The organism is Pantoea sp. S-LA4 (assembly GCF_054482835.1).
In genome coordinates, this window is the sequence record NZ_JBTLRC010000002.1 from 276,698 (window position 1) to 297,469 (window position 20,772).

The 20,772-nt window shown below is 49.3% G+C and carries 13 protein-coding genes and 1 tRNA gene; 8 read left to right on the top strand and 6 right to left on the bottom strand.

Annotated features, from left to right (window positions below; translation table 11 throughout):
* Window positions 1–91 precede the first annotated feature (91 nt).
* Window positions 92–613, bottom strand: coding sequence for a YjjA family protein (locus ACX3P5_RS02140; RefSeq protein WP_233985413.1), 522 nt, complete (start codon window positions 611–613; stop codon window positions 92–94).
* A gap of 560 nt (window positions 614–1,173) precedes the next feature.
* Here ACX3P5_RS02140 and ACX3P5_RS02145 point away from each other — a divergent pair.
* From ACX3P5_RS02145 to ACX3P5_RS02155, 3 genes are all read left to right on the top strand, one after another.
* Window positions 1,174–1,569, top strand: a complete 396-nt coding sequence (locus tag ACX3P5_RS02145) for a DUF2382 domain-containing protein (RefSeq protein ID WP_458968224.1) — start codon at window positions 1,174–1,176, stop codon at window positions 1,567–1,569.
* 28 nt (window positions 1,570–1,597) lie between these two features.
* Window positions 1,598–2,626 carry a YsnF/AvaK domain-containing protein gene (locus ACX3P5_RS02150; RefSeq protein ID WP_458968225.1) on the top strand — a complete coding sequence of 343 codons (1,029 nt, stop codon included), beginning with the start codon at window positions 1,598–1,600 and terminating at the stop codon, window positions 2,624–2,626.
* A gap of 433 nt (window positions 2,627–3,059) precedes the next feature.
* Window positions 3,060–3,144, top strand: a tRNA-Leu gene (locus ACX3P5_RS02155).
* Window positions 3,145–3,400: 256 nt separating this feature from the next.
* Here the strand turns inward: ACX3P5_RS02155 and ACX3P5_RS02160 are convergent.
* From ACX3P5_RS02160 to ACX3P5_RS02175, 4 genes are all read right to left on the bottom strand, one after another.
* Window positions 3,401–3,532, bottom strand: a complete 132-nt coding sequence (locus ACX3P5_RS02160) for an integrase core domain-containing protein (protein WP_458969166.1) — start codon at window positions 3,530–3,532, stop codon at window positions 3,401–3,403.
* A 260-nt stretch (window positions 3,533–3,792) separates the two neighbouring features.
* Complete coding sequence (locus ACX3P5_RS02165; protein ID WP_458968226.1) at window positions 3,793–4,710, bottom strand: nucleotidyl transferase AbiEii/AbiGii toxin family protein; 918 nt, start codon at window positions 4,708–4,710, stop codon at window positions 3,793–3,795.
* Entirely contained in the window at window positions 4,703–5,476 is a 774-nt protein-coding gene (locus ACX3P5_RS02170) for a type IV toxin-antitoxin system AbiEi family antitoxin (RefSeq protein WP_458968227.1), read from the bottom strand. Before ACX3P5_RS02170 ends, ACX3P5_RS02165 begins: the two co-directional genes overlap by 8 nt.
* A gap of 178 nt (window positions 5,477–5,654) precedes the next feature.
* Entirely contained in the window at window positions 5,655–5,909 is a 255-nt protein-coding gene (locus ACX3P5_RS02175; protein ID WP_458968228.1) for a DUF4400 domain-containing protein, read from the bottom strand.
* A 101-nt stretch (window positions 5,910–6,010) separates the two neighbouring features.
* Here ACX3P5_RS02175 and ACX3P5_RS02180 point away from each other — a divergent pair, with 101 nt between their 5' ends.
* The 5 genes from ACX3P5_RS02180 (at window position 6,011) to symE (ending at window position 14,407) form a co-directional block, all read left to right on the top strand.
* Entirely contained in the window at window positions 6,011–6,943 is a 933-nt protein-coding gene (locus ACX3P5_RS02180) for a COG2958 family protein (protein WP_458968229.1), read from the top strand.
* Window positions 6,944–7,318: 375 nt separating this feature from the next.
* Window positions 7,319–10,828, top strand: coding sequence for a type I restriction-modification system endonuclease (gene hsdR / locus ACX3P5_RS02185; protein WP_458968230.1), 3,510 nt, complete (start codon window positions 7,319–7,321; stop codon window positions 10,826–10,828).
* 72 nt (window positions 10,829–10,900) lie between these two features.
* Entirely contained in the window at window positions 10,901–12,490 is a 1,590-nt protein-coding gene (locus ACX3P5_RS02190) for an N-6 DNA methylase (RefSeq protein ID WP_458968231.1), read from the top strand.
* Entirely contained in the window at window positions 12,487–13,851 is a 1,365-nt protein-coding gene (locus tag ACX3P5_RS02195) for a restriction endonuclease subunit S (RefSeq protein ID WP_458968232.1), read from the top strand. Before ACX3P5_RS02190 ends, ACX3P5_RS02195 begins: the two co-directional genes overlap by 4 nt.
* Before the next feature lie 226 nt (window positions 13,852–14,077).
* A complete protein-coding gene (gene symE / locus ACX3P5_RS02200; protein ID WP_458968233.1) occupies window positions 14,078–14,407 on the top strand; it encodes an endoribonuclease SymE in 330 nt (109 codons plus the stop codon).
* Window positions 14,408–14,449: 42 nt separating this feature from the next.
* Here the strand turns inward: symE and ACX3P5_RS02205 are convergent, their stop codons facing one another.
* On the bottom strand, window positions 14,450–20,770 hold the full coding sequence (locus tag ACX3P5_RS02205) for a DEAD/DEAH box helicase (RefSeq protein WP_458968234.1): 6,321 nt from the start codon (window positions 20,768–20,770) through the stop codon (window positions 14,450–14,452).
* Between the last annotated feature and the right edge of the window lie 2 nt (window positions 20,771–20,772).

A 20,772-nucleotide genomic window follows, 5' to 3' on the forward strand; every position in this document is an offset into this window, starting at 1 on the left:
GGTTCACAGCGTGAAATGTAGCGAGGACAGGACCGGCCAATGCTCCCCGCTTTGTCGATGCAAGAGGGGAGTCAGCGGCGCGACGGCTTTATCAGGAGATAAAGTTTTTGCCCTGTTTTAACACCACGTCACAGGCTTTGGTTTTCAGCTTCTCGCCCATCGGCGAGCTGCTCAGGCTCTGCAGGTTGAGCTGCTGGCCGTTGCCGGTATTCAGCAGGCCCGCGACGCCCTGGGTGTAGTCAGTTTTCTGTTCCTGCGCTGTGGTGGTGTTCAGGCCGAGCTTGCTCAGCACCTGATCTTTCACCGACTGCACGTTGTTTTTCACCACGTTGTGCTCGACGCAATACTGCATCACGCCCGCCGCGTTGGTCATGCTGTTAGCGCTGACCGCTTTGTCGCCACCGTTCAGCAACCCGGTCAGGGAAGAGAGCGACAGACCGCCATTCTGCTGGCTGGTCCCGGTAGTGGTGCCGGAGTTCGTTCCGCTGTTCTGCTGGCTGAGCTGCGATGCCGCACTGCTCAGTTGATCCTGCCAGCTGGCGGCTGACGCACTGCCCGCCACCAACAGTGCCGCTAATCCCCATCCCCACGCGCTGCGTTGTGCTTGTTTCATCTCAACCTCTGTCTGTAATTGTATGGCCTCTTCAGCCTTGCTAAGAGCCACTGGCGAGCAGAAAGTTCCTGAATTTATCCATTAACAAGGCCTTTGGGAATATTCTGTAATCGCAGGTTAAATAGCGTTTTCGATAATTTGTAGATTATTTACCTCTTCGCCTGGCGCAGAAGGATAATATGATTTTATCGGTTGTAATATTTTTAAATATTCATTTATATCATTGTTATCTTTCGCAGGATAATTCCTGGTTAAGGTAAATTTTCCCGCTGGGCTTAAATGTTTATTTTTAAGGTGGGTGCTTTTGCGCAGTTATGATTGTTGGCTAAGGATATTTGGCTTTAAGTAATTGTTTTAGTGTTTATTTTTCTCTGCGTCTTAATGCCATGACCTGACATTTTAGCATTTTAATAACGCTGTCATGACTCATTTTTCCGCTATTTTTACGCAATGAATTTTTTATTCCGCCTTGCGAAATTCGTGAGAGTGTTCATGCTTAATGACTGTGTCAGGCAGTTGTGGCGATTATTTAAAAGTATTGATTTAACGGGAGCGAATATATGGCGGGGCAGCCAGAACACGATAAAGATGCTGAGGTAACGCTGAAGCTCGCTGAAGAGCAGATAGCGCTGACAAAGCAAACCGTTGTCGATGGACATGTCCGCGTAACCCGTTCCACAACCGAGCATGACGAGGTGATCAGTACACTGCTTAACCGGGAGAAGGTTGAGGTTGAGCATGTAGCGAAAGCACAACGCGTCGAGACGATGCCCGAAATCAGGGAAGAGAACGGTGTACTGATTATCCCGGTAGTAGAAGAAGAGATTGAAGTAGTCAGAAGACTGGTGCTTAAAGAGGAGATTCACATCCGAAAAGTGCAGGAGAGCGTTCCTTTTCAGGATGTGGTTACCCGACGTGAGCAGCAGGTGAAAATAGAGAGAGACGACGATCGGTAATAAACAGCTAACAAGAGAGGAATCTATCATGGCACAAGAAAAAATCGTAACACTGTTCGATTCTGCGATTCAGGCAGAGGCCGCGAAAAGAAATCTCGTGAAAGCAGGCTTTTCTGATCGGGACATCAGTCTTATCAGTGGAGAACGTTTGCAGCAGGAAGGCCAGTCAATTAAGCACCCGAGCATCTGGCAGCGCCTGTTTGGCCACACCGTCGATAAAGAGCAGGCGGATGTTTACACCAGAGCGATGGATAAAGGCGGCGTGGTACTGACGCTGCGTACCGAAGAAGAGAAGCTGGCGCGTGCCATGACCATTCTGCACTCGCATGATTCGGTGGATGTGCCGTCGCGGATGCAAAGCACCGTTGAGAACGGCGCGCCTGCAGCAGGTATTAATCCGACCGCCGGTAAGCAGTTTGCGGGAGAGACCAACGATCGACAGGTTGAGGATCGACAGGTTGAGCCACGACGCACCTCACTGACCGGTGATGAGAGCGAAGAAGATATTCTGCGCCTGGCCGAAGAGCAGATTGAAGTCGGTAAGCGTCTGGTGAGTGAAGGTTCGACCCGGGTTCGCCGCTATACCGTGACGGATCAGGTCTCTGAAGATATCTCGCTGCATGAGCAGCACGCTGACATCTTCCGTCGTTCGGTGAATGAACCGGCACTGGCAGGTGAAGTGGACTGGTCCGAGAAAACCGTCGAAGTGGCTGAAACCCACGAGCAGCCGGTAATTAACAAAACGACCCATGTGAAAGAAGAAGTGGTGGTGCGTACTGACGGCAGTGAACGTACCGAGACCATTAATGACACAGTACGTCGTCAGGAAGTGGATATTGACCATGCGCGGGCTGGACTGGATAACGAACTGTCACCAACCGGTGCAGCAGGGGTTAAACCCGCTACCGCAGCAGGTGTGGGCACGCAATCACCCGGCGTAGCCACCGAGCGTGATCATAAAGCGGGCCTGACTGAGAAGGTGAGCGAGAAAGCCAGCGAAGCGAAAGACAAGGTTGAGAACAAGCTGAAACAGCGTGATTACGACCATTCGCATTGAGGTGCTCATCCTGTCAACAATGAGTGCTAACGGGCATCGCTGATGCCCAATGCTGAGCATGCAGAAGGGGTCAACTGTGAGGTTGGCTCTTTTGTTTTGGGTTGTTGATCGGGGATTGAGAGCGGGGGCCGGGGGAAGGGCGCGCGGGAAGCGTGGCTGTTGTGGGCTTTTCTTATGGAGAAAGATTACACCGGTGTGTGAGCAAGAGGGATCCGACGGGATCGGTTTCAGCATGATTCATGGTTGCAGCAGCGGGGTAGTGTTGTTCAGCGAGTAGTCAGCGAGCGGACCATCTAGCGAGTGACGTCTGGCCGCGCGGGCCATGTCACGCTACGCTGTTTTTTTCGCCGCTTAATGCACATCCCGGATGAATAGTGTTGCGCATGGTGGCCGTAACGGTATAATCCCCAACGTTTTCCGCATCCTCTTCAGTGCCGAAGTGGCGAAATCGGTAGACGCAGTTGATTCAAAATCAACCATCGAAAGATGTGCCGGTTCGAGTCCGGCCTTCGGCACCATTAGAATGCAATCAAGTCACCTAAGGGTGGCTTTTTTTGTTTCTGGGGTTTGGTAAGTGCCGGATTCTCCTCGTTTAATCACTCGCCGCAAGCGAACCTGATTCTATCTGTAACAACTGACTGATGTGGGGGCGTTTGCGGGCTGATTGACCTGCCCCCAGTATTAGATACAACGATCAGTTAGTAATGTCGGTTTGTTTACCTTCTGATTTTCCATTTCTCCAGCCTGCTGCAAATTCAGCTGGAGTCTGGTAATTCAGCGATGAATAAGGTCTGGACTCGTTATAGTCCTGCCGCCAGCCATTAATAATTTCCGGCCATGAAGAACATCGCTGAAACAGTGCTCATTCAGACATTCATCCCGAAAGCGTCCATTGAAACTCTCAATAAATCCATTCTGCGTTGGCTTACCCGGCTGGATAAGTCGCAGCTCTACGCCACGCTCAAAAGCCCATTGATCGAGTGTGCGGCGGGTAAATTCCGGGGCCTGATCGGTTCTTATCGTGGCTTATGAAGACATTACTAACATCGGGGTGTATTAATCAACGGGGAGCAGGTCAGGAGGGGAATTTATCCTGGCAGGGCTTTGCTGGTTTATAAAAAATCATATAGTTTCACTATTGGTGTGACTATAATAAAAAAAGTAAACTAGCTTAGCCATTCTGTCATGACCTTTTCCAGTTTATCCAGCGACTGCGCGCGTTTTTCCTCCTTCATCCGTCCTATATTTCGCAGCTTCCATTGAACGGCTGGCAAATTCTGAATGTGGGGTTCTGGTGCTAAATTCCAGTCAGGCTCCCCGCGTTTAAATGACATCAGGAAGTCGAAATCCTGTTGAGTGAAATGCGCTTTCAGCGCGCTTAGCATTCTTTCCGGGACCTCTCTCAGCGCTTCCAGTGAGACCTCCTCAAGGGTCATACCGCTGAATTCATTTTGAAAGGGTTCAGTAATATCCTTCCAGCGTGGGCTAAGCACTTCAGACAATGGACGATTATGGCTAAGTAAATAAGCGATAAAGCCATTGAATATTGCACGGTCAATTCCTTGTGTATCTAAGAGCATTTTAACGTCGTAGAAGTCTCTGGGATGCTGGCGATCTAACGCAGCACATAGCTTTCCGCCATATAAATCAGGCAGTGAGACTACCGGGATCGCGGCAAAACCAAACTCTTCCTCCACGGCTTCTACGACATCGTGTTCTTGCGGTAGATACAATGTCCCCCGGGCAACAGGTGAAACTTCGATTTTGATTTGCGCGTCGTCCGTAGTGACTAAGATACGCATCTCATCGGGATTATGGGTTTGCAGCACTGCACTGATTCCGGCTTGTGTTTCCAGTTCAGTGGCGATGCGGGTTAGCGCTTCCCGCACGCTGGGTAAGGCGACCTCTCTGTTTTCCAGTGGGATATAAGCCAGATCGATATCAACGGACAATCTGGGAAAATCGCGAATAAATAAGTTGATCGCGGTTCCCCCTTTCAGTGCAAAACAGGTCTCGTTAGCGACATAGGGCAATGCTCGCACCAGCAGGGCGACCTGGCGGTAGTAGGGGGAGGTTTTATCCATGCCTTATTCCCTTCCTGGTAAAATTTTCAGGCACAGTAATCTGGTATTGCGTGTCCAGCTTGCCATTAACAACGACCTGTCGGTTGCCCGATCCCAGTTCGATTTTGCTGGTATCCACACGTTTGAACCATGCATGCTCATAGAAACTGGCGAAAAACAGATAAAGGCGCTTAGTTTGTACGGACTGGCTGAGCGTAAGTAGCTTCTCCACTTTACGTGGATTGAGATTGACCAGTCCCTGAAAAAGCTCGGCAGCATGCTCAAATGAGATTTCCTGAGGAACTGCGCTTAACAGCTCATAGGCTGCCAGCTCTGGTACGCTGGCGGTTAATTTTTTTCCTTTAACGTCAAGCTCGGTTCGGAACTTCTCATCCAGTTGAGGAAGCTTCAGGGCTGATACTATTAGCCATTCAACGCCGGGAAATTCTTTAAACCATTTGGGTAATATCGTTTTGGTTTCAGCGCTAAGCCAGCATTGACTCTGCTTAAGTTGCAGGTAATGGGAACGGCCCTGCCAGGAGAGGCTGCTCAGTCCGGCCAGATGCACTGGCGCCTCAAGCTGGCTTTGCAGACTCCATAGCGCATCACTCCAGTCCGGTTCACGTCCTGCGCGCGCATAAACGCCAGCCCGCAGTTTTTTCAGCCAGCCGCTTTGCGCGTATTTAAAGGCCAGAGAAGGCGATATGTTGTTCCGGGTTAGCCAGGATTGCAAAACCACGCTTCCCGGAGAGGTGTTTTGCAATAGCCAGTTTATTTTTGATGGCATAGATTCACTCAGGGTGTAACTATAATAAAAAAAAGTAAACTATCTGGCGAGTGGAAAGTCAATGTACAATGTCTGTCGCAGCAAAAATGTTGCCAACGATAGTTGTAGATAGCGCACTGGTAAATCCCGGACTGTTTGTTTCAGTCAGGCTGGGAATGATTGCATCACACGTATTTTTTTAAAAGATCCGTCTGTAATGGATACTATCAGTCCAATCGCTGCCGCCGCTGATATAAACACACTCTCTGGTACAAAAAAACGGCACCGCCAGCCACACCAATCCCCTTGCTATTAAGCTGCATGAAATCATACGTCTGGCGCAGTGATAAACAATCCTGGACTCAGGAGCTGCCTCAAATAGCCGTAAGTCGCGACATATCAGTCCGTCAATAAGCCCGACAATTGACCTGCTCCCCCGTTGAAAGGGCAACAAGCCACAAGACCACGTATTGAGGTCTTGGTTTGAGCATCAGGGAGTTTTACACTGTGACATCTTAAAATCCGTGTTCTTATTCTTATATCAAGGCAGGAGCCATGACGAGTCGCCCGCAGATGATTATTAATGTTCTTCAGGCCAATCCTGATGAACAATTCACAGCCCGTCAGCTTGCCCAGAAGATCATCGATCGATACAGCGCAGAGCTTGCCAGTAAACGTCAAAATCCTCGTTTTGCCAGTGATGAAGATTTCTTAAGTCAAATAGCAGCTGAAATAGGTGGGACCAGAACTGTTCAGGCTAAAGCGATGTGTCCTCAGGTTATGACTCGTGACAAGCCGCGACCCAGGCTATTTTATTGGGGTAAGGAAATTGATAATGGTGTGCAACAAGAATCATCTTTTGATATCGCTCCGACTCCCTCTGCTGAGACAGTAAGCTTTTCCGAGCATGCACTTTATCCGCTTCTGATTGAATACCTTTCTGAAGAAGAAGAACTACTTTGCCGTCGTATCGATGAGAAACGTTCAGGCAATAATAAAGGACCTGGAGCAAACCATTGGCTTTACCCTGACATCGTTGCCTTACAGCCCCTTGATAAGGGGTGGGATAGCGTTGTGCAAAACTGCGTACGCTATAGCGAAGGGCGTTTGACGCGTTTGTGGTCATTTGAAGTAAAACGCCAGCTTAACCGAAGCAATGTCAGGGAGTGTTTCTTCCAGGCAGTGAGCAATTCAAGCTGGGCTCATTTCGGCTATCTGGTTGCGACCGAAATAAACGAAGATAAGCAACGTAGTGTTGAAAAAGAGCTTCAGATGCTATGTGCACTGCATGGCATTGGCGTGATCCTGCTTAATCCGCAGGATCCCGGTAATAGTCAGACTCTTATTCCGGCGCGGGAGCGAACCAGTATTGACTGGCAATCTGTCAACCGTCTGGTTGTAGAGAACAAGGATTTTAAAGAGTTTATTGATCTGGTGTCTGATTATCACCAGACAGGAAAAATACATAAAGCGCTGTGGAACCGGTAGCACAGCTCAGGATGTTATTACCTGTATAAAAATCAAAAATACAATTGAGAGATTCGAGCATAACTCTGATTTGCTACAGGTCCATGCTTTGCATCTGGTTTGCAGAATATGGCAAACCTGACGCCACCTGCTCTTAAAAAAAAAGCTACAATCGCTATACAGCGCTAAAATCTGGTAGATAATCCCTTTCATGCCTTGGATTTGCTGAATATGGCTAAATGGAAAACGTGCATTCTGATTTCATTAGACTAATCGGTAAGAATTAGCGTGTTGCAGTGATGTTAGTCATTGTTCAAAACAATATGAAAAGTTAAGATACAGAGTTACAGGTCTAATGTATGGACAGGCCTGCACAGTGATGGATTGATACTGCTGATGACTAAATCCAATTTTGAGTTCCTGAAAGGCATCAACGACTTCACCTATGCTATCGCCTGCGCGGCGGAAAACAATTACCCAGATGATCCCAATACCACGCTGGTAAAAATGCGTATGTTTGGCGAAGCGACTGCCAAACATCTTGGTCTGCTTCTGGGCATTCCTCCTTGCGATAATCAGCACGATCTTCTGCGTGAGCTAGGCAAAATCGCCTTTGTTGATGACACTATTCTTTCTGTATTCCACAAATTGCGCCGTATTGGTAACCAGGCGGTGCATGAATACCATAACGATCTTGATGACGCCCAGATGTGCCTGCGGCTCGGCTTCCGTTTGGGTGTCTGGTACTACCGTCTGGTCACCAAAAATTATGACTTTCCGGTGCCTGTTTTTGCTTTACCGGAACGTGGCGAAAATCTTTATCACCAGGAAGTGCTGACGCTGAAACAGCAGCTTGAACAGCAGGCACGGGAAAAAGCGCAGAGTCAGTCAGAACTGGAATTACAGCAGCAGAAGCTGATTAGCCTTAACGGCTATATCGCTATCCTGGAAGGTAAGCAGCAGGAAACCGAAGCACAAACGCGAGCACGGCTTGCGGCGCTGGAAGCCCAGTTAGCCGAGAAAAATGCGGAGCTGGCGAAACAGACCGAACAGGAACGTAAGGCATACCAAAAAGAGATCACCGATCAGGCCATCAAGCGTACGCTTGACCTCAGTGAAGAAGAGAGCCGCTTCCTGATTGATGCACAATTGCGTAAAGCAGGCTGGCAGGCCGATAGCAAAGCTTTGCGCTTTTCTGAAGGCGCGCGCCCGGAGCCGGGTGTCAATAAAGCCATTGCTGAATGGCCCACCGGTAAAGATGAAACGGGTAAGCAGGGCTTTGCGGACTATGTTTTATTCGTCGGTCTCAAGCCTATCGCGGTAATTGAAGCGAAGCGTAAAAATATCGACGTTCCCGCCAGACTCAATGAGTCCTATCGCTACAGTAAATACTTCGATAATGCATTCTTACGCGATACGTTGCTGGAGGAGTACGCTCCCGACGACGTGAACGAAGCGGTACCGGTGTATGAAATCAGCTGGCAGGATACCAGCGGCGAACAGCGCTTTAAAATTCCCTTCTGCTACTCCACCAACGGGCGCGAATACCGCGCGGCAATGAAGACCAAAAGCGGCATCTGGTATCGTGACGTCCGTCATACTACTAATATGTCCAAAGCATTGCCGGAGTGGCATCGTCCAGAAGAACTGCTGGACATGCTCGGCAGCGATCCGCAGAGACAAAATCAGTGGTTTATTGATAATCCGGGGATGAGCGAGCTGGGCCTGCGTTACTATCAGGAAGATGCCGTGCGGGCAGTCGAAAATGCTATCGTCAATGGACAGCAAGAGATCCTGCTGGCGATGGCCACCGGTACCGGTAAAACCCGTACCGCAATCGCCCTGATGTTCCGCCTTATCCAGTCTCAGCGTTTTAAGCGCATTCTCTTCCTGGTTGATCGCCGTTCTCTCGGTGAGCAGGCGCTTGGTGCATTTGACGATACGCGTATTAACGGCGACACCTTTAACAGCATCTTTGATATTAAAGGGCTGACGGATAAATTCCCCGAAGACAGCACTAAAATTCACGTTGCCACTGTTCAGTCGCTGGTTAAACGCACCCTGCAATCGGATGAACCGATGCCGGTTGGCCGTTACGATTGTATCGTCGTGGACGAAGCACACCGTGGCTACATTCTCGATAAAGAGCAGACCGAAGGTGAGTTACAATTCCGCAGCCAGCTTGATTATGTTTCTGCCTATCGCCGTATCCTCGACCATTTTGATGCAGTCAAGGTTGCGCTGACCGCTACGCCCGCTCTGCATACGGTGCAGATCTTCGGTGATCCGGTCTATCGCTACACCTACCGTACTGCGGTAATCGATGGTTATCTGATCGACCAGGATCCGCCGATTCAGATCACGACCCGCAACGCACAGGATGGTGTTTATCTTGCTCAGGGTGAGCAGGTAGAACGCATCAGCTCGCAGGGTGAAGTGATTAACGATACCCTGGAAGACGAACAGGATTTTGAGGTCGCCGACTTTAACCGCAACCTGATTATTCCTGCGTTTAACCGCGCCGTCTGTAACGAACTCACTAACTACCTCGACCCCACAGGTCTACAAAAAACACTGGTGTTCTGCGTCACCAATGCGCATGCCGATATGGTGGTGGAAGAGCTGCGTACCGCATTTAAGAAAAAGTATCCGCAGCTGGAACACGACGCAATTATCAAGATTACCGGCGATGCTGATAAAGACGCGCGTAAAGTGCAGACCATGATCACCCGCTTTAACAAAGAGCGGCTGCCCAATATTGTCGTGACCGTCGATCTGCTGACCACCGGCGTCGATATTCCATCGATCTGTAATATCGTTTTCCTGCGTAAGGTACGCAGCCGCATTTTGTACGAGCAGATGAAAGGCCGTGCGACGCGTCTGTGTCCGGCGGTGGCGAAAACCAGCTTTAAGATTTTCGACTGTGTCGATATCTATAGCTCGCTGGAAAGTGTCGATACCATGCGCCCGGTGGTTGTCCGTCCTCAGGTCGAACTGCAAACGCTGGTCAATGAAATCACCGATTCCGAGACCTACAAAACCATTGAGGCGGATGGCCGCAGCTTTGCTGAGCACAGCCATGAACAGCTGGTGGCCAAGCTCCAGCGTATTATCGGCCTTGCCACGTTTAACCGTGACCGCAGCGAAACAGTAGATAAGCAGGTGCGTCGTCTGGATGAGCTATGCCAGGACGCGGCAGGCGTTAACTTTAATGGCTTTGCCTCATGCCTGCGGGATAAAGGAGCGCACTGGAGTGCCGAAGTCTTCAACAAACTGCCAGGCTTTATTTCCCGTCTGGAGAAGCTGAAAGCCGACATCAACAACCTGAATGATGCGCCAATCTTCCTCGATATTGACGATGAAGTGGTGAGCGTAAAATCGCTCTATGGCGATTACGATACGCCGCAGGATTTTCTCGAAGCCTTTGATTCGCTGGTGCAACGTTCTCCGAATGCGCAGCCAGCCTTACAGGCGGTGATCAATCGTCCACGAGACCTCACCCGCAAAGGGCTGGTCGAACTGCAGGAATGGTTTGATCGCCAGCACTTCGAGGAATCTACCCTGCGCAAAGCGTGGAAAGAGACGCGCAATCAGGATATCGCCGCCCGATTAATTGGTCACATACGCCGTGCGGCGGTAGGTGATGCGCTGAAGCCGTTCGATGAGCGTGTCGATCATGCGCTTGAGCGCATCAAAGGCGAAAACGACTGGAACAGTGAGCAACTGACCTGGCTCGATCGTTTGGCTACTGCACTGAAAGAGAAGGTGGTGCTTGACGACGACGTCTTCAAAACGGGCAATTTTCATCGTCGTGGCGGCAAGACAATGCTGCAAAAAACCTTCGATGATGATCTCGACAATCTGCTCGATAAGTTCAGCGATTACATCTGGGACGAGCCAGCTTAACGCGTTATCATCCCCGGCAATGTCTTCTTCTGCGGCCCTGAATAGGGCCGCTGTTTATTTACGGAATACTCTATGAACAATAACGATCTGGTCGCGAAGCTGTGGAAGCTGTGCGACAACCTGCGCGATGGCGGCGTCTCCTATCAAAACTACGTTAACGAACTCGCCTCGCTGCTGTTTTTGAAAATGTGTAAAGAGACCGGCCAGGAAGCAGACTACCTGCCGGAAGGCTATCGCTGGGATGATCTGAAATCCCGTATCGGCCAGGATCAGCTGCAGTTCTATCGCAACCTGCTGGTACATCTGGGTGCCGATAACCAGAAACTGGTGCAGGCGGTATTCCAGAACGTCAACACCACGATCACCCAGCCCAAACAGTTGACCGAGCTGGTCAGCAACATGGATTCGCTGGACTGGTACAACGGCACGCACGGCAAATCCCGCGATGACTTCGGTGATATGTACGAAGGGCTGTTGCAGAAGAATGCGAACGAAACCAAGTCTGGTGCCGGTCAGTACTTCACCCCGCGTCCGCTGATCAAAACCATTATCCACCTGCTGAAACCGCAGCCGCGTGAGGTAGTACAGGATCCGGCAGCGGGTACGGCGGGCTTTCTGATTGAAGCCGACCGCTACGTTAAATCGCAGACCAACGATCTGGATGACCTTGATAACGACACGCAGGATTTCCAGATCCACCGTGCGTTTATCGGCCTGGAACTGGTACCCGGCACCCGTCGCCTGGCGCTGATGAACTGCCTGCTGCACGACATTGAAGGGAACCTCGACCACGGTGGCGCGATCCGTCTGGGTAACACGCTGGGTAGCGATGGCGAAACATTACCGATGGCGCATGTGGTCGCCACCAACCCACCGTTTGGCAGCGCGGCGGGGACTAACATCACCCGTACCTTCGTTCACCCGACCAGCAACAAACAGCTCTGCTTTATGCAGCATATTGTTGAAACCCTGCTCCCCGGCGGACGTGCGGCGGTAGTGGTGCCGGATAACGTTTTATTCGAAGGCGGCAAAGGTACCGAGATACGTCGTGACCTGATGGATAAGTGCCATCTGCATACCATTCTGCGCCTGCCGACCGGTATTTTTTATGCCCAGGGCGTGAAGACTAACGTGCTCTTTTTCACCAAAGGCACCGTGGCGAAGCCGACACAGGATAAGAACTGTACCGATGACGTGTGGGTGTACGATCTGCGAACCAATATACCGAGTTTCGGCAAACGCACGCCGTTTACCGACGATCATTTACAGCCGTTCGAGCGCGTATATGGTGAAGACCCGCACGGCTTAAGCCCGCGTAGCGAAGGTGAGTGGAGTTTTAACGCTGAAGAGGCGGAAATTGCTGATAGCGAAGAGAACAAAAACACCGATCAGCATCTGGCTACCAGCCGCTGGCGCAAATTCAGCCGCGAGTGGATCCGCACGGCGAAATCCGATTCGCTGGATATCTCCTGGCTGAAAGATAAAGACAGCATTGATGCCGACAACCTGCCGGAGCCGGATATTTTAGCGGCAGAAGCGATGGGCGAACTGGTACAGGCGATGGGCGAACTGGATGCGTTGATGCGTGAACTGGGTGCGAGCGATGAAGCCGATGCGCAGCGTCAGTTGCTGGAAGAAGCGTTTGGTGAGGTGAAGGAATGAGTGTGGGGAAATTGCCAGAGGGGTGGATTAGTTCTAACTTGGGAGAAATTGTTGATGTTAATAGCGGAATAGGTTTCCCAATACAATACCAAGGGAAAAGCAGCGGTGACTATCCTGTATTTAAAGTGAGAGATATATCATTAGCAGTAGCTAAAAGAAAAGGAAATTTGAATGATGCAGGACATTACATATCAACTGAAGAAGTCATGGAACTCAAAGGAAAGATTTTCCGTCCAGGAACTACCGTTTTTGCCAAGATAGGTGAGGCTGTAAAATTAAATAGACGGGCAATAGTTCAAAAGCCTGGTTTAGTCGATAATAATGTAATGGCTATCAGTGCAACTGTGCATGAGATGGATAAATTTGTATTCCATTTTATGAATACCATAGACCTTTCACAGCAGGTTAGATCTACTACTATACCTTCAATCAGGAAAGGTGATATAGAAAATATTTATTTTTTTCTTCCTCCTCTTGCAGAGCAAAAAATCATCGCTGAAAAACTCGATACACTGCTGGCGCAAGTAGACACCACCAAAGCACGTCTTGAGCAAATCCCAAAAATCCTGAAACGTTTTCGTCAGGCGGTGCTAGCTTCCGCGCTGAATGGAAAAATGATTAATGAATCTTGTGAAAAAAAAACTGCAACACTGGGCTCATTTGTATCTATTGACATTGGTAATGCATTTAAAAGCTCTGAGTTCAGTGAAGTTGGTATTCCTTTGCTTCGTGGGCAAAACATTGAGCCAGGCTCATTGCGATGGGACGAAACGAAGAGATTTCCTTTAGAGAAGCTTCAAAGATTTTCTCATTTATTTATCAATGAGGATGATATTATTTTGGCGATGGATCGTCCAATAATATCCTCAGGCTTGAAGCTAGCCAGAGCTAAAAAAAATGATATACCCTGTGTTTTGGTTCAGCGCGTTGCTAGGTTTAAAGAGTTTAATGGTCTCCTTCCAGATTATCTTTATTTATTATTAAAAGACCTAGCGTTCATCAACTATATTCAGCCAAATCAAACAGGGAGCGACATTCCACATATTAGCGGAAAACAGATACTCAATTTTAATTGCCACATTCCACCTCTCTCGGAACAACGCGAAATCGTCCGCCGCGTAGAACAACTCTTCGCCTACGCCGACACCATTGAAAAACAGGTCAACAATGCGCTGGCCCGCGTCAACAACCTCACTCAATCTATCCTGGCGAAAGCATTCCGTGGTGAACTCACCGCCCAGTGGCGGGCAGAAAACCCGGAACTAATCAGCGGTGAAAACAGTGCTGCTGCATTACTGGAGAAAATTAAAGCCGAGCGGGCAGCTAGCTCCGGTAAAAAAGCCTCACGTAAAAAATCCTGATTCTTATTTCTTTGCGCACCTTGCTGGTGCGCTTCTTATTATTTCCCGCCAGATAAAACTTACGCTTTATAATAAAATGATTTTATAACTTACTTATTTAACTCTGTTTTAAGCTGGACTTTTCTTCTCTTTCCTGATGATATATACAGGTATTTAGCGCGGCACGGATGTGCGCCAACACACCCGCGCCGCTAATCACAATCACTATTTATAGGGAATAGTAATCATGACTGACGCCCATTCTATTGCACAACCGACTGAACCAGAAGTCTCTCCTGCAAATAACCGGAAATTAACCGTTAGCTATGCAAGCCGCTATCCGGATTACAGCCGGATACCCGCCATCACCATGAAAGGACAATGGCTGGAAGCTGCCGGTTTTGCCACTGGCACAGCAGTAGATGTTAAGGTAATGGAAGGTTGTATTGTTCTCACCGCCCGGCAGGAGAGCGAACTGATGCAGTCGCTGCGCCAGGTATGCAAGCTGTCGGCGCGGAAACAAAAACAGGTTCAGGCGTTTATTCAGGTTATTGCCGGTAAACAGAAAGTTGTCTGAGTGTAAAACCGCTCCCGACATCGCTTCGGGAGCGGTTAACTATCAGGACGCGATCACTTCCACCAGCACATCAGTTGCCCAGCTTTCTTCACTGTTGGCCACATTTCCCTCTTTGCAGGCCAGCGCCATATTGCCTAACTGGAAAGAAACACTATCGTTGAAGTCAAAGTTATACCACTTTGATGCAAAGTTAATGCGCCAGTAGCCCATTCCCTGATCAAAACGAATCTTCAGTTCCTGTCCCTCTTCAAAGGTTACTGTCAGCTTACGATGATGGGGAATCTCGCGCGGCGAATCGAAAACCGTTAGTTCTACCGCTCTGCCCATTGCTGCTGCAAACCACTGGTCAGCAAAATCATGAAAATCCGCTTCGCTCATCCAGTCATGGAACGGCCGGTTGCCGGGGCGATCTTTGGGCTTAAACAGCGTATCAAGCTCCAGCTCCGCGTCATCGGTTAGCTTTGATTTTAGGGGTTTCAGTAACGCCCCTAGTAGCGCCAGCGCAACCGGATTTTGCAAATAGCGATCGGTATAGTGAACACGGGTGATTTGCTTGTTTTTCATCAGCGACTGCGCTTCTTCATGGCTATTACACAGCACATCCCAGAAGCGCTGTCCGAATTGCGAAAGCGGGCCATTCAACTGTTTGTGAATCTCTATGTCTTTTACACGCTCAACATAGTTCGCTGTTTTTCCTGGCAGAAGAAAGTCGTTCAGAGCGACCGGCTTATAACTAAGACTAAGGACTACCAGTTCGTCATTTTGGTGCCAACCCGGTCCAGGAATTGTCGCCTGTTGGCTGCGCGAAGCCAGCGTCATTACACGATCGGCAAAGGCGATTTGTGCAACAATCGGCAACTCTGGTTTCTGTTCGATATAGCACAGCCGCACACCCAGCGCAGTAAACTGTGAAAGTTCATGCAGCAGCTCCTTGTCATCCATGCCATCGGGGATGACAAGCTCAACCGCGACGTTGTCTTTCACCCGATAATTCTGGATTGCCGCACGGAACTGACGGGCATATAAATCCCACTCATTGAATGCACCGCTCATCCACAGCGTGAGCTTTTCAGCACCTTCGTTGATTGCCCGACGAATCGTATCGCCAATGGCTCCAGGGCAGTAGCATGCATCCGGTAACGAGAATGTCTCTTCAGCCGGCAAACCGATGTAGTAAGAGAAATCATCTCCAAGCCATGCCTTCGCCGCTTTGCGATCCAGCAAATCGTGATCGTGGCGAGTCTGCGAGTCGAGTAGGCACTCACTGCATGCCGTATCACAGTGGCGACAACCCAACTGTTTCACCATTCCCTGAAGAATGGCCTCAATGTGCATCGGCGCGCTGGAGGCAAAACCTGCGCCACCACTGATTACATCGTAAAGCTGGACGGCTAATACCGATTGCCCATCTTCCAGTCTGACCGGCCGCACGCTGTAGCCCAGTTCTGCTGCGGAAATACCTAACATAGCCGCTAGCGCCTGCCGCAGCGCGACCGCCAGAGTCATGGCAATAATGCGACCTTCTTCACTATTATCTGGCAGATATTCGCCGTTTTGTGGCTTACGAATAACTATTTCAAAAACATCCGTACGCGCCAGGGCACCTAGCGTGACGTTCTTCATGAGCGCCGTCGATCCTGAGCAAATAATGCGCTGATTCTGGCTATCGCGATCCGCTTTTCCCGGACGAGGTGGATAGTGAGCTTCCATACTTTTCGGTGCGTCGTTGTCATTCAGCATTGACTCTGCGCGACCACAGCTCAGACATAATGCGTAACCATGGCCTCCTATCCCAAGGCTTTGCTGAAAAACGTGCCCATCAGAACCAGATGCCATATATCCCATTATCGGATTAGGCAACGGCACGGGTTCTGCTTTAACAAACACCCACGCAGGGACAACCGGAATGAATTTCATGGTTTCAATATTGTTGGTCACCGGCGCATGCGCATCGGTAACAAATCCGGCGGGCTGAAGCACCTGACGGCGATTATTCATGATGACCTTTTCACCACATGCGCTATTAGTGCAAAAGAGTGTCCCGGAACTAATCATCCCTTCTTCGTAGCCGATAGTCCCACATTTGTGACAGCGCCAGGCACAATCCAGACGCTGGGCTTCATTTGTATCGGCATTAATATTGTGCCAGTGCAGTGAGACGCCAGCTGAACGGAAGACCCGGCCATCAAGAATAATTTCTGCACCAGGCGCGTATTCCCGAATAGCGACGCCAAGGTTACGGGAGGGCAGCCCTTTATAGCGTGAAACGTTATCTTCGCGATCTTTTTTATCTCGGCTTTTACGCGACTTTTCGCGGACATAGTCTTCCATGGTGAAGTTATCAAATGTCACCACGTCTGTCGGGAAGCCGTATCCAGGCAGGAAGGTTCTGGCTGCCAGATCGCGCAGCAGATACTCGCCACAGTGCCGTTTTTTCTCCAGTTCTATGCGCTTGCGATAAGGCGTTTGCGGTTGCGATTCGCGCTCCTGGGCCACAAGATCGCGATAAACTGAAAGCCAACGCTTTTGCAGTAAAGTAATTGCGTTGATTGTTTTTTCCCGCAGTAGATCGGGCCTCGCACCATGCGAAGCCGTACCTTTTACCAGACGCTCCAGCGCAGGATCGATATCAAGGTCGGGGCGTGCAAGCCAGACTTTAAAGCGTTCACATATTGAATGGCCGTCATCTTCACCGAAAAACCACATGCTATCGAGGCTGGTTTTTTCTTTGTCGGTTTCGCCAATAACGTTACATAAAAAGTCGGACAGCAATAACGCGTTAATATGTCGTTGTACCAGTCGGGCGGAGTTCATCGCAACCATTGGTGCTGGGATCATGGTTTCAAACGGCCATAACGGGTTGGCAAAAACCTGCTGGTCGTGCGGATTACCTTTACACAGAGTGTAAGAGATTGCGCGTGCTTCCTTACTACGTCCGGCTCGTCCGGCGCGCTGTAAATAGTTTGCCGGATGCGGCGGTACGTTGTTCATCACCACGGCGGTAATGCCGCCGATATCAACCCCCATTTCCATGGTGGTGGAACAGTTGAGAACATTTAGCTGCCCGTTCTTGAACATCTTTTCGTAGCTTTGCAGACGTTCTGACGATTGCTGGGCAGAGTGTTCGGCAGTGCGGTAGTAAAAGCCACCTTCAACGATACGATCGTTAATATCCGTCCAGACGTTTTCCGAACGTAATTGTGCGATCAGAGGTTCTTTACTGACCCAGTCACGCACCTTCGCCAGACCTGGTGCATAGTCTTCCTGCGAACGATCCAGTTTCCAGATTTCCGGCATGGTGACCTTCTGTGCGACAAAATCGTCATATTGCGTCTGGGTAAGATGCTCAAACAAAATGTGGGTGGGCAGATAAGGAGTTAAACCTTTAAACGCGGTATCCAGAATTTTATTGGTAACCGGACAAATCCATCCTTCTTTAATTAAAGAAAAAGTCAAATGCTCTTTCGGTAAATAAAAACGGTTACCATCAGGCTTCAGTACTGCAAGTGGCCCGGTTAACTGGATCCATGCCTCTTTCAGCCATGTATTGATAATATCAATCGTTGCCGCATTTGCGGTTTTGAATCCTGCGCCAAGCATTAATAACTTCACTAAACGATGGGAGATATTACCATTACGAATTTGTGGCCAGCGTTTATTCTGATTATCTTCAGGATCTTTTGTTTCCGGGTTACGGACGAATTTGGATGAAAAACGGCTACCAATCCAGTTTTTCAACTCATCGTCCAGTTGCGTGAAGTTACTTTCACGAACATACAGATCTAGCGTAACCTTAAGAAAATCCAGCCAGTCATCCAGTGTCAGTCCTTTTTCCTGCCAGTGCACCGGGACCTTATGTATTTTCTCCAGCCCCTGATAACCAACCCGGACCAGCCCTTGCGTTTCCAGGCTATTAGTTCGTTTGGGACGGCGCATAAATTCACGGAAAAGCAACATTTCCGAAAGCTTCAACGGCCCACCATTTTCATTGAAGATTTCAGGCTTCAGATAGTGGTTATATTGCAGTATAGGTCCGCGAATATCGGCTTTCTCTTTAAGCTCATTGGTTATTTCAGTCCAGGTTCGCGAAACCAGAATAGCTGCAGCTTTGCCACCAGTGGCAGCCTGGATTGCCTGTTCAAGCTGCTTAGCTTGCGCTTCTGCCAGTTTCGCTTGTTCCGGCATTCCCCAGCTTCTGTATTCATCCACCTCTTTGCGGGCCTGTTTTGCCCTCGTAACTAACTTGTCCAGATCTACATCGGCATTCGGTGTTGTAGAAGTCTGTGTTCGTTGGTGCCAGCTCAGGATTTCCACCACGCTACCGCGTAAGCGGCTGCGTTCTGCTTCTTGTTGCATGCGCACTGCCATTCGGGCCGTTCCTTGCCGGCTGTCGGTAAAGGTAATAAGTCGACGGCCCCGACCCGGTAACGAATCAGGTCCGACGCCCTCTTTTCCTTCTTCACTGACAAAGTCCTGACAATATTCCAGAACTGTTGGCACAATGTTGGTAACGTAAAATGGTCCACCTAACAAGGCGCGGCGAAACGGTTGTTTTCCGCTCGTGCCTTTGTAGCCACAACTACTGGCGCTACAAATTTGTTCATTATCATTAATAACCAGCGGGATGCTGTCATTGTTAATAACACCAATACGACGCGTCTGACGGTCCAGACGCTGTAGGGTATAACCCGCCTCACTGGTCTTTTCTGCGGCAATAATGAGCGGGGGCTGAAAACGATCCTCTTTATCAACTTTTTCTTCTGCGGCGTCATGTTCAATATGCACATCATCCTGCAAGGAGAACTCATCACCGCCTTTATTTCCCCATTGAACAAGTTTGCCGTTTTTGTCCTGCGCCAGTAGATGTGGCTCATTACATTCATTACAGAATGCCAGCTCGTAAACCGGGCTTCCACAATCGCAATTTTGGCGTTTGTTCACATACACATAGCCAAAAGGCCAACCCTTTTCCAGCGGTGTACCGTGTTTTAATCTGCATTCTTTATCAACACAGGCCCACACCCCCTGGGTATTGCGTTGGAATATATGTGCCCTGACCTTAAGAAATGCCGGATCCTTACTATTAGGTTGTGTACCAGAGCAGACATCGATCCAGCGCAGTACGGCCTGCTGGCTATAACTCTGTTTAGTCAGCAAATTTAACCTTTGTGTCATCTCATCGAGTTTCATTGGATTCGGCTGAGTGACTAACATGTCACGTAAGTAATGCGCCTCAGGTGAATGCGTAAGTGCATCAAAGCGCTCTGGGCTTACGCCCTTCATATCTGTATCAGGGATTTGCTCAATTTCTTCTAACGGAATAAAAAAGTGTTTGCATGGTTCCAATTCCGGAATAACCCGGCTTCCATCCAGTACGTCAATGCGTTCTTGCGGTATACCGGATAATTCAGAGAGGAATTTTTTTAACTGCTTTTCGGCGTCGCTTCCGGCAATGGTCGCGGAGGTTGCTACAAAGCGAACATCATCTGGTGTTACGCCAAAGGCAGTCATTACACGACGTAACTGCAGCGCGAGTTCAGCAGCCTGTGAACCAACGTAGGTATGCGCTTCATCCAATACGATCCAGCGTAATGATTTTTGTGATTTAGATTGGTGGATAATTGGAGCGTCGATCTGGCGGACCATCATATATTCCAGCATCGTGCCGTTGGTCACCAGAATCGGAGCGGGTTCTTCACGCATCTTTTCGCGCGATAGCACCTCATTCGGCCTTTTTGCCTGCTCGCTTTTTACCGATGCATGTAGATTTTCAGTATTACCGTTGTAAAGGCAGTATCGGATCCCGGTACCAAAACCACGTGTCCAGGCATCCAGGCGCTCACGTTGAGAATTAATTAAGGCGTTAAGTGGATAGAGGAAAAGGGCTCTGACACCGACCAGCGGATTATTATCATTTTCATGAAGTTCCCGGTAGAGATCCTCCAGCACCGGCACCATAAAACATTCTGTTTTGCCTGAACCCGTACCACTGGTCACTACCACTGAATGTTTTTTTTCCAGCAGAGCCTTCCAGCTTGCTAGCTGGTGAGTAAAGGGTTTCCAGTCAGCACCAAAACGGTAGCGTCCATTGTTCTGATCATCCAGTGAATCAACCACAGCTTTACTGAGCAATGCATTGCCTTCCGTCAGGCTACGCATGGTGTTGTTTGACTCTTTCCAGCCAAACATTTGCTGGAATACCGGTGAAGCAAGAAATGAACCTGATTTTCCACAATCGGCACCCATTTGTTGCGCGAGATGCTCGCGTAACTGCGGGTTGGTGACCCCCATAATACTCAGCGTTGCCTCGGTCGAACGAGATAAAGATTGTTCAATAAGTGAAGAAAAATAGCGTGTAGTCATTC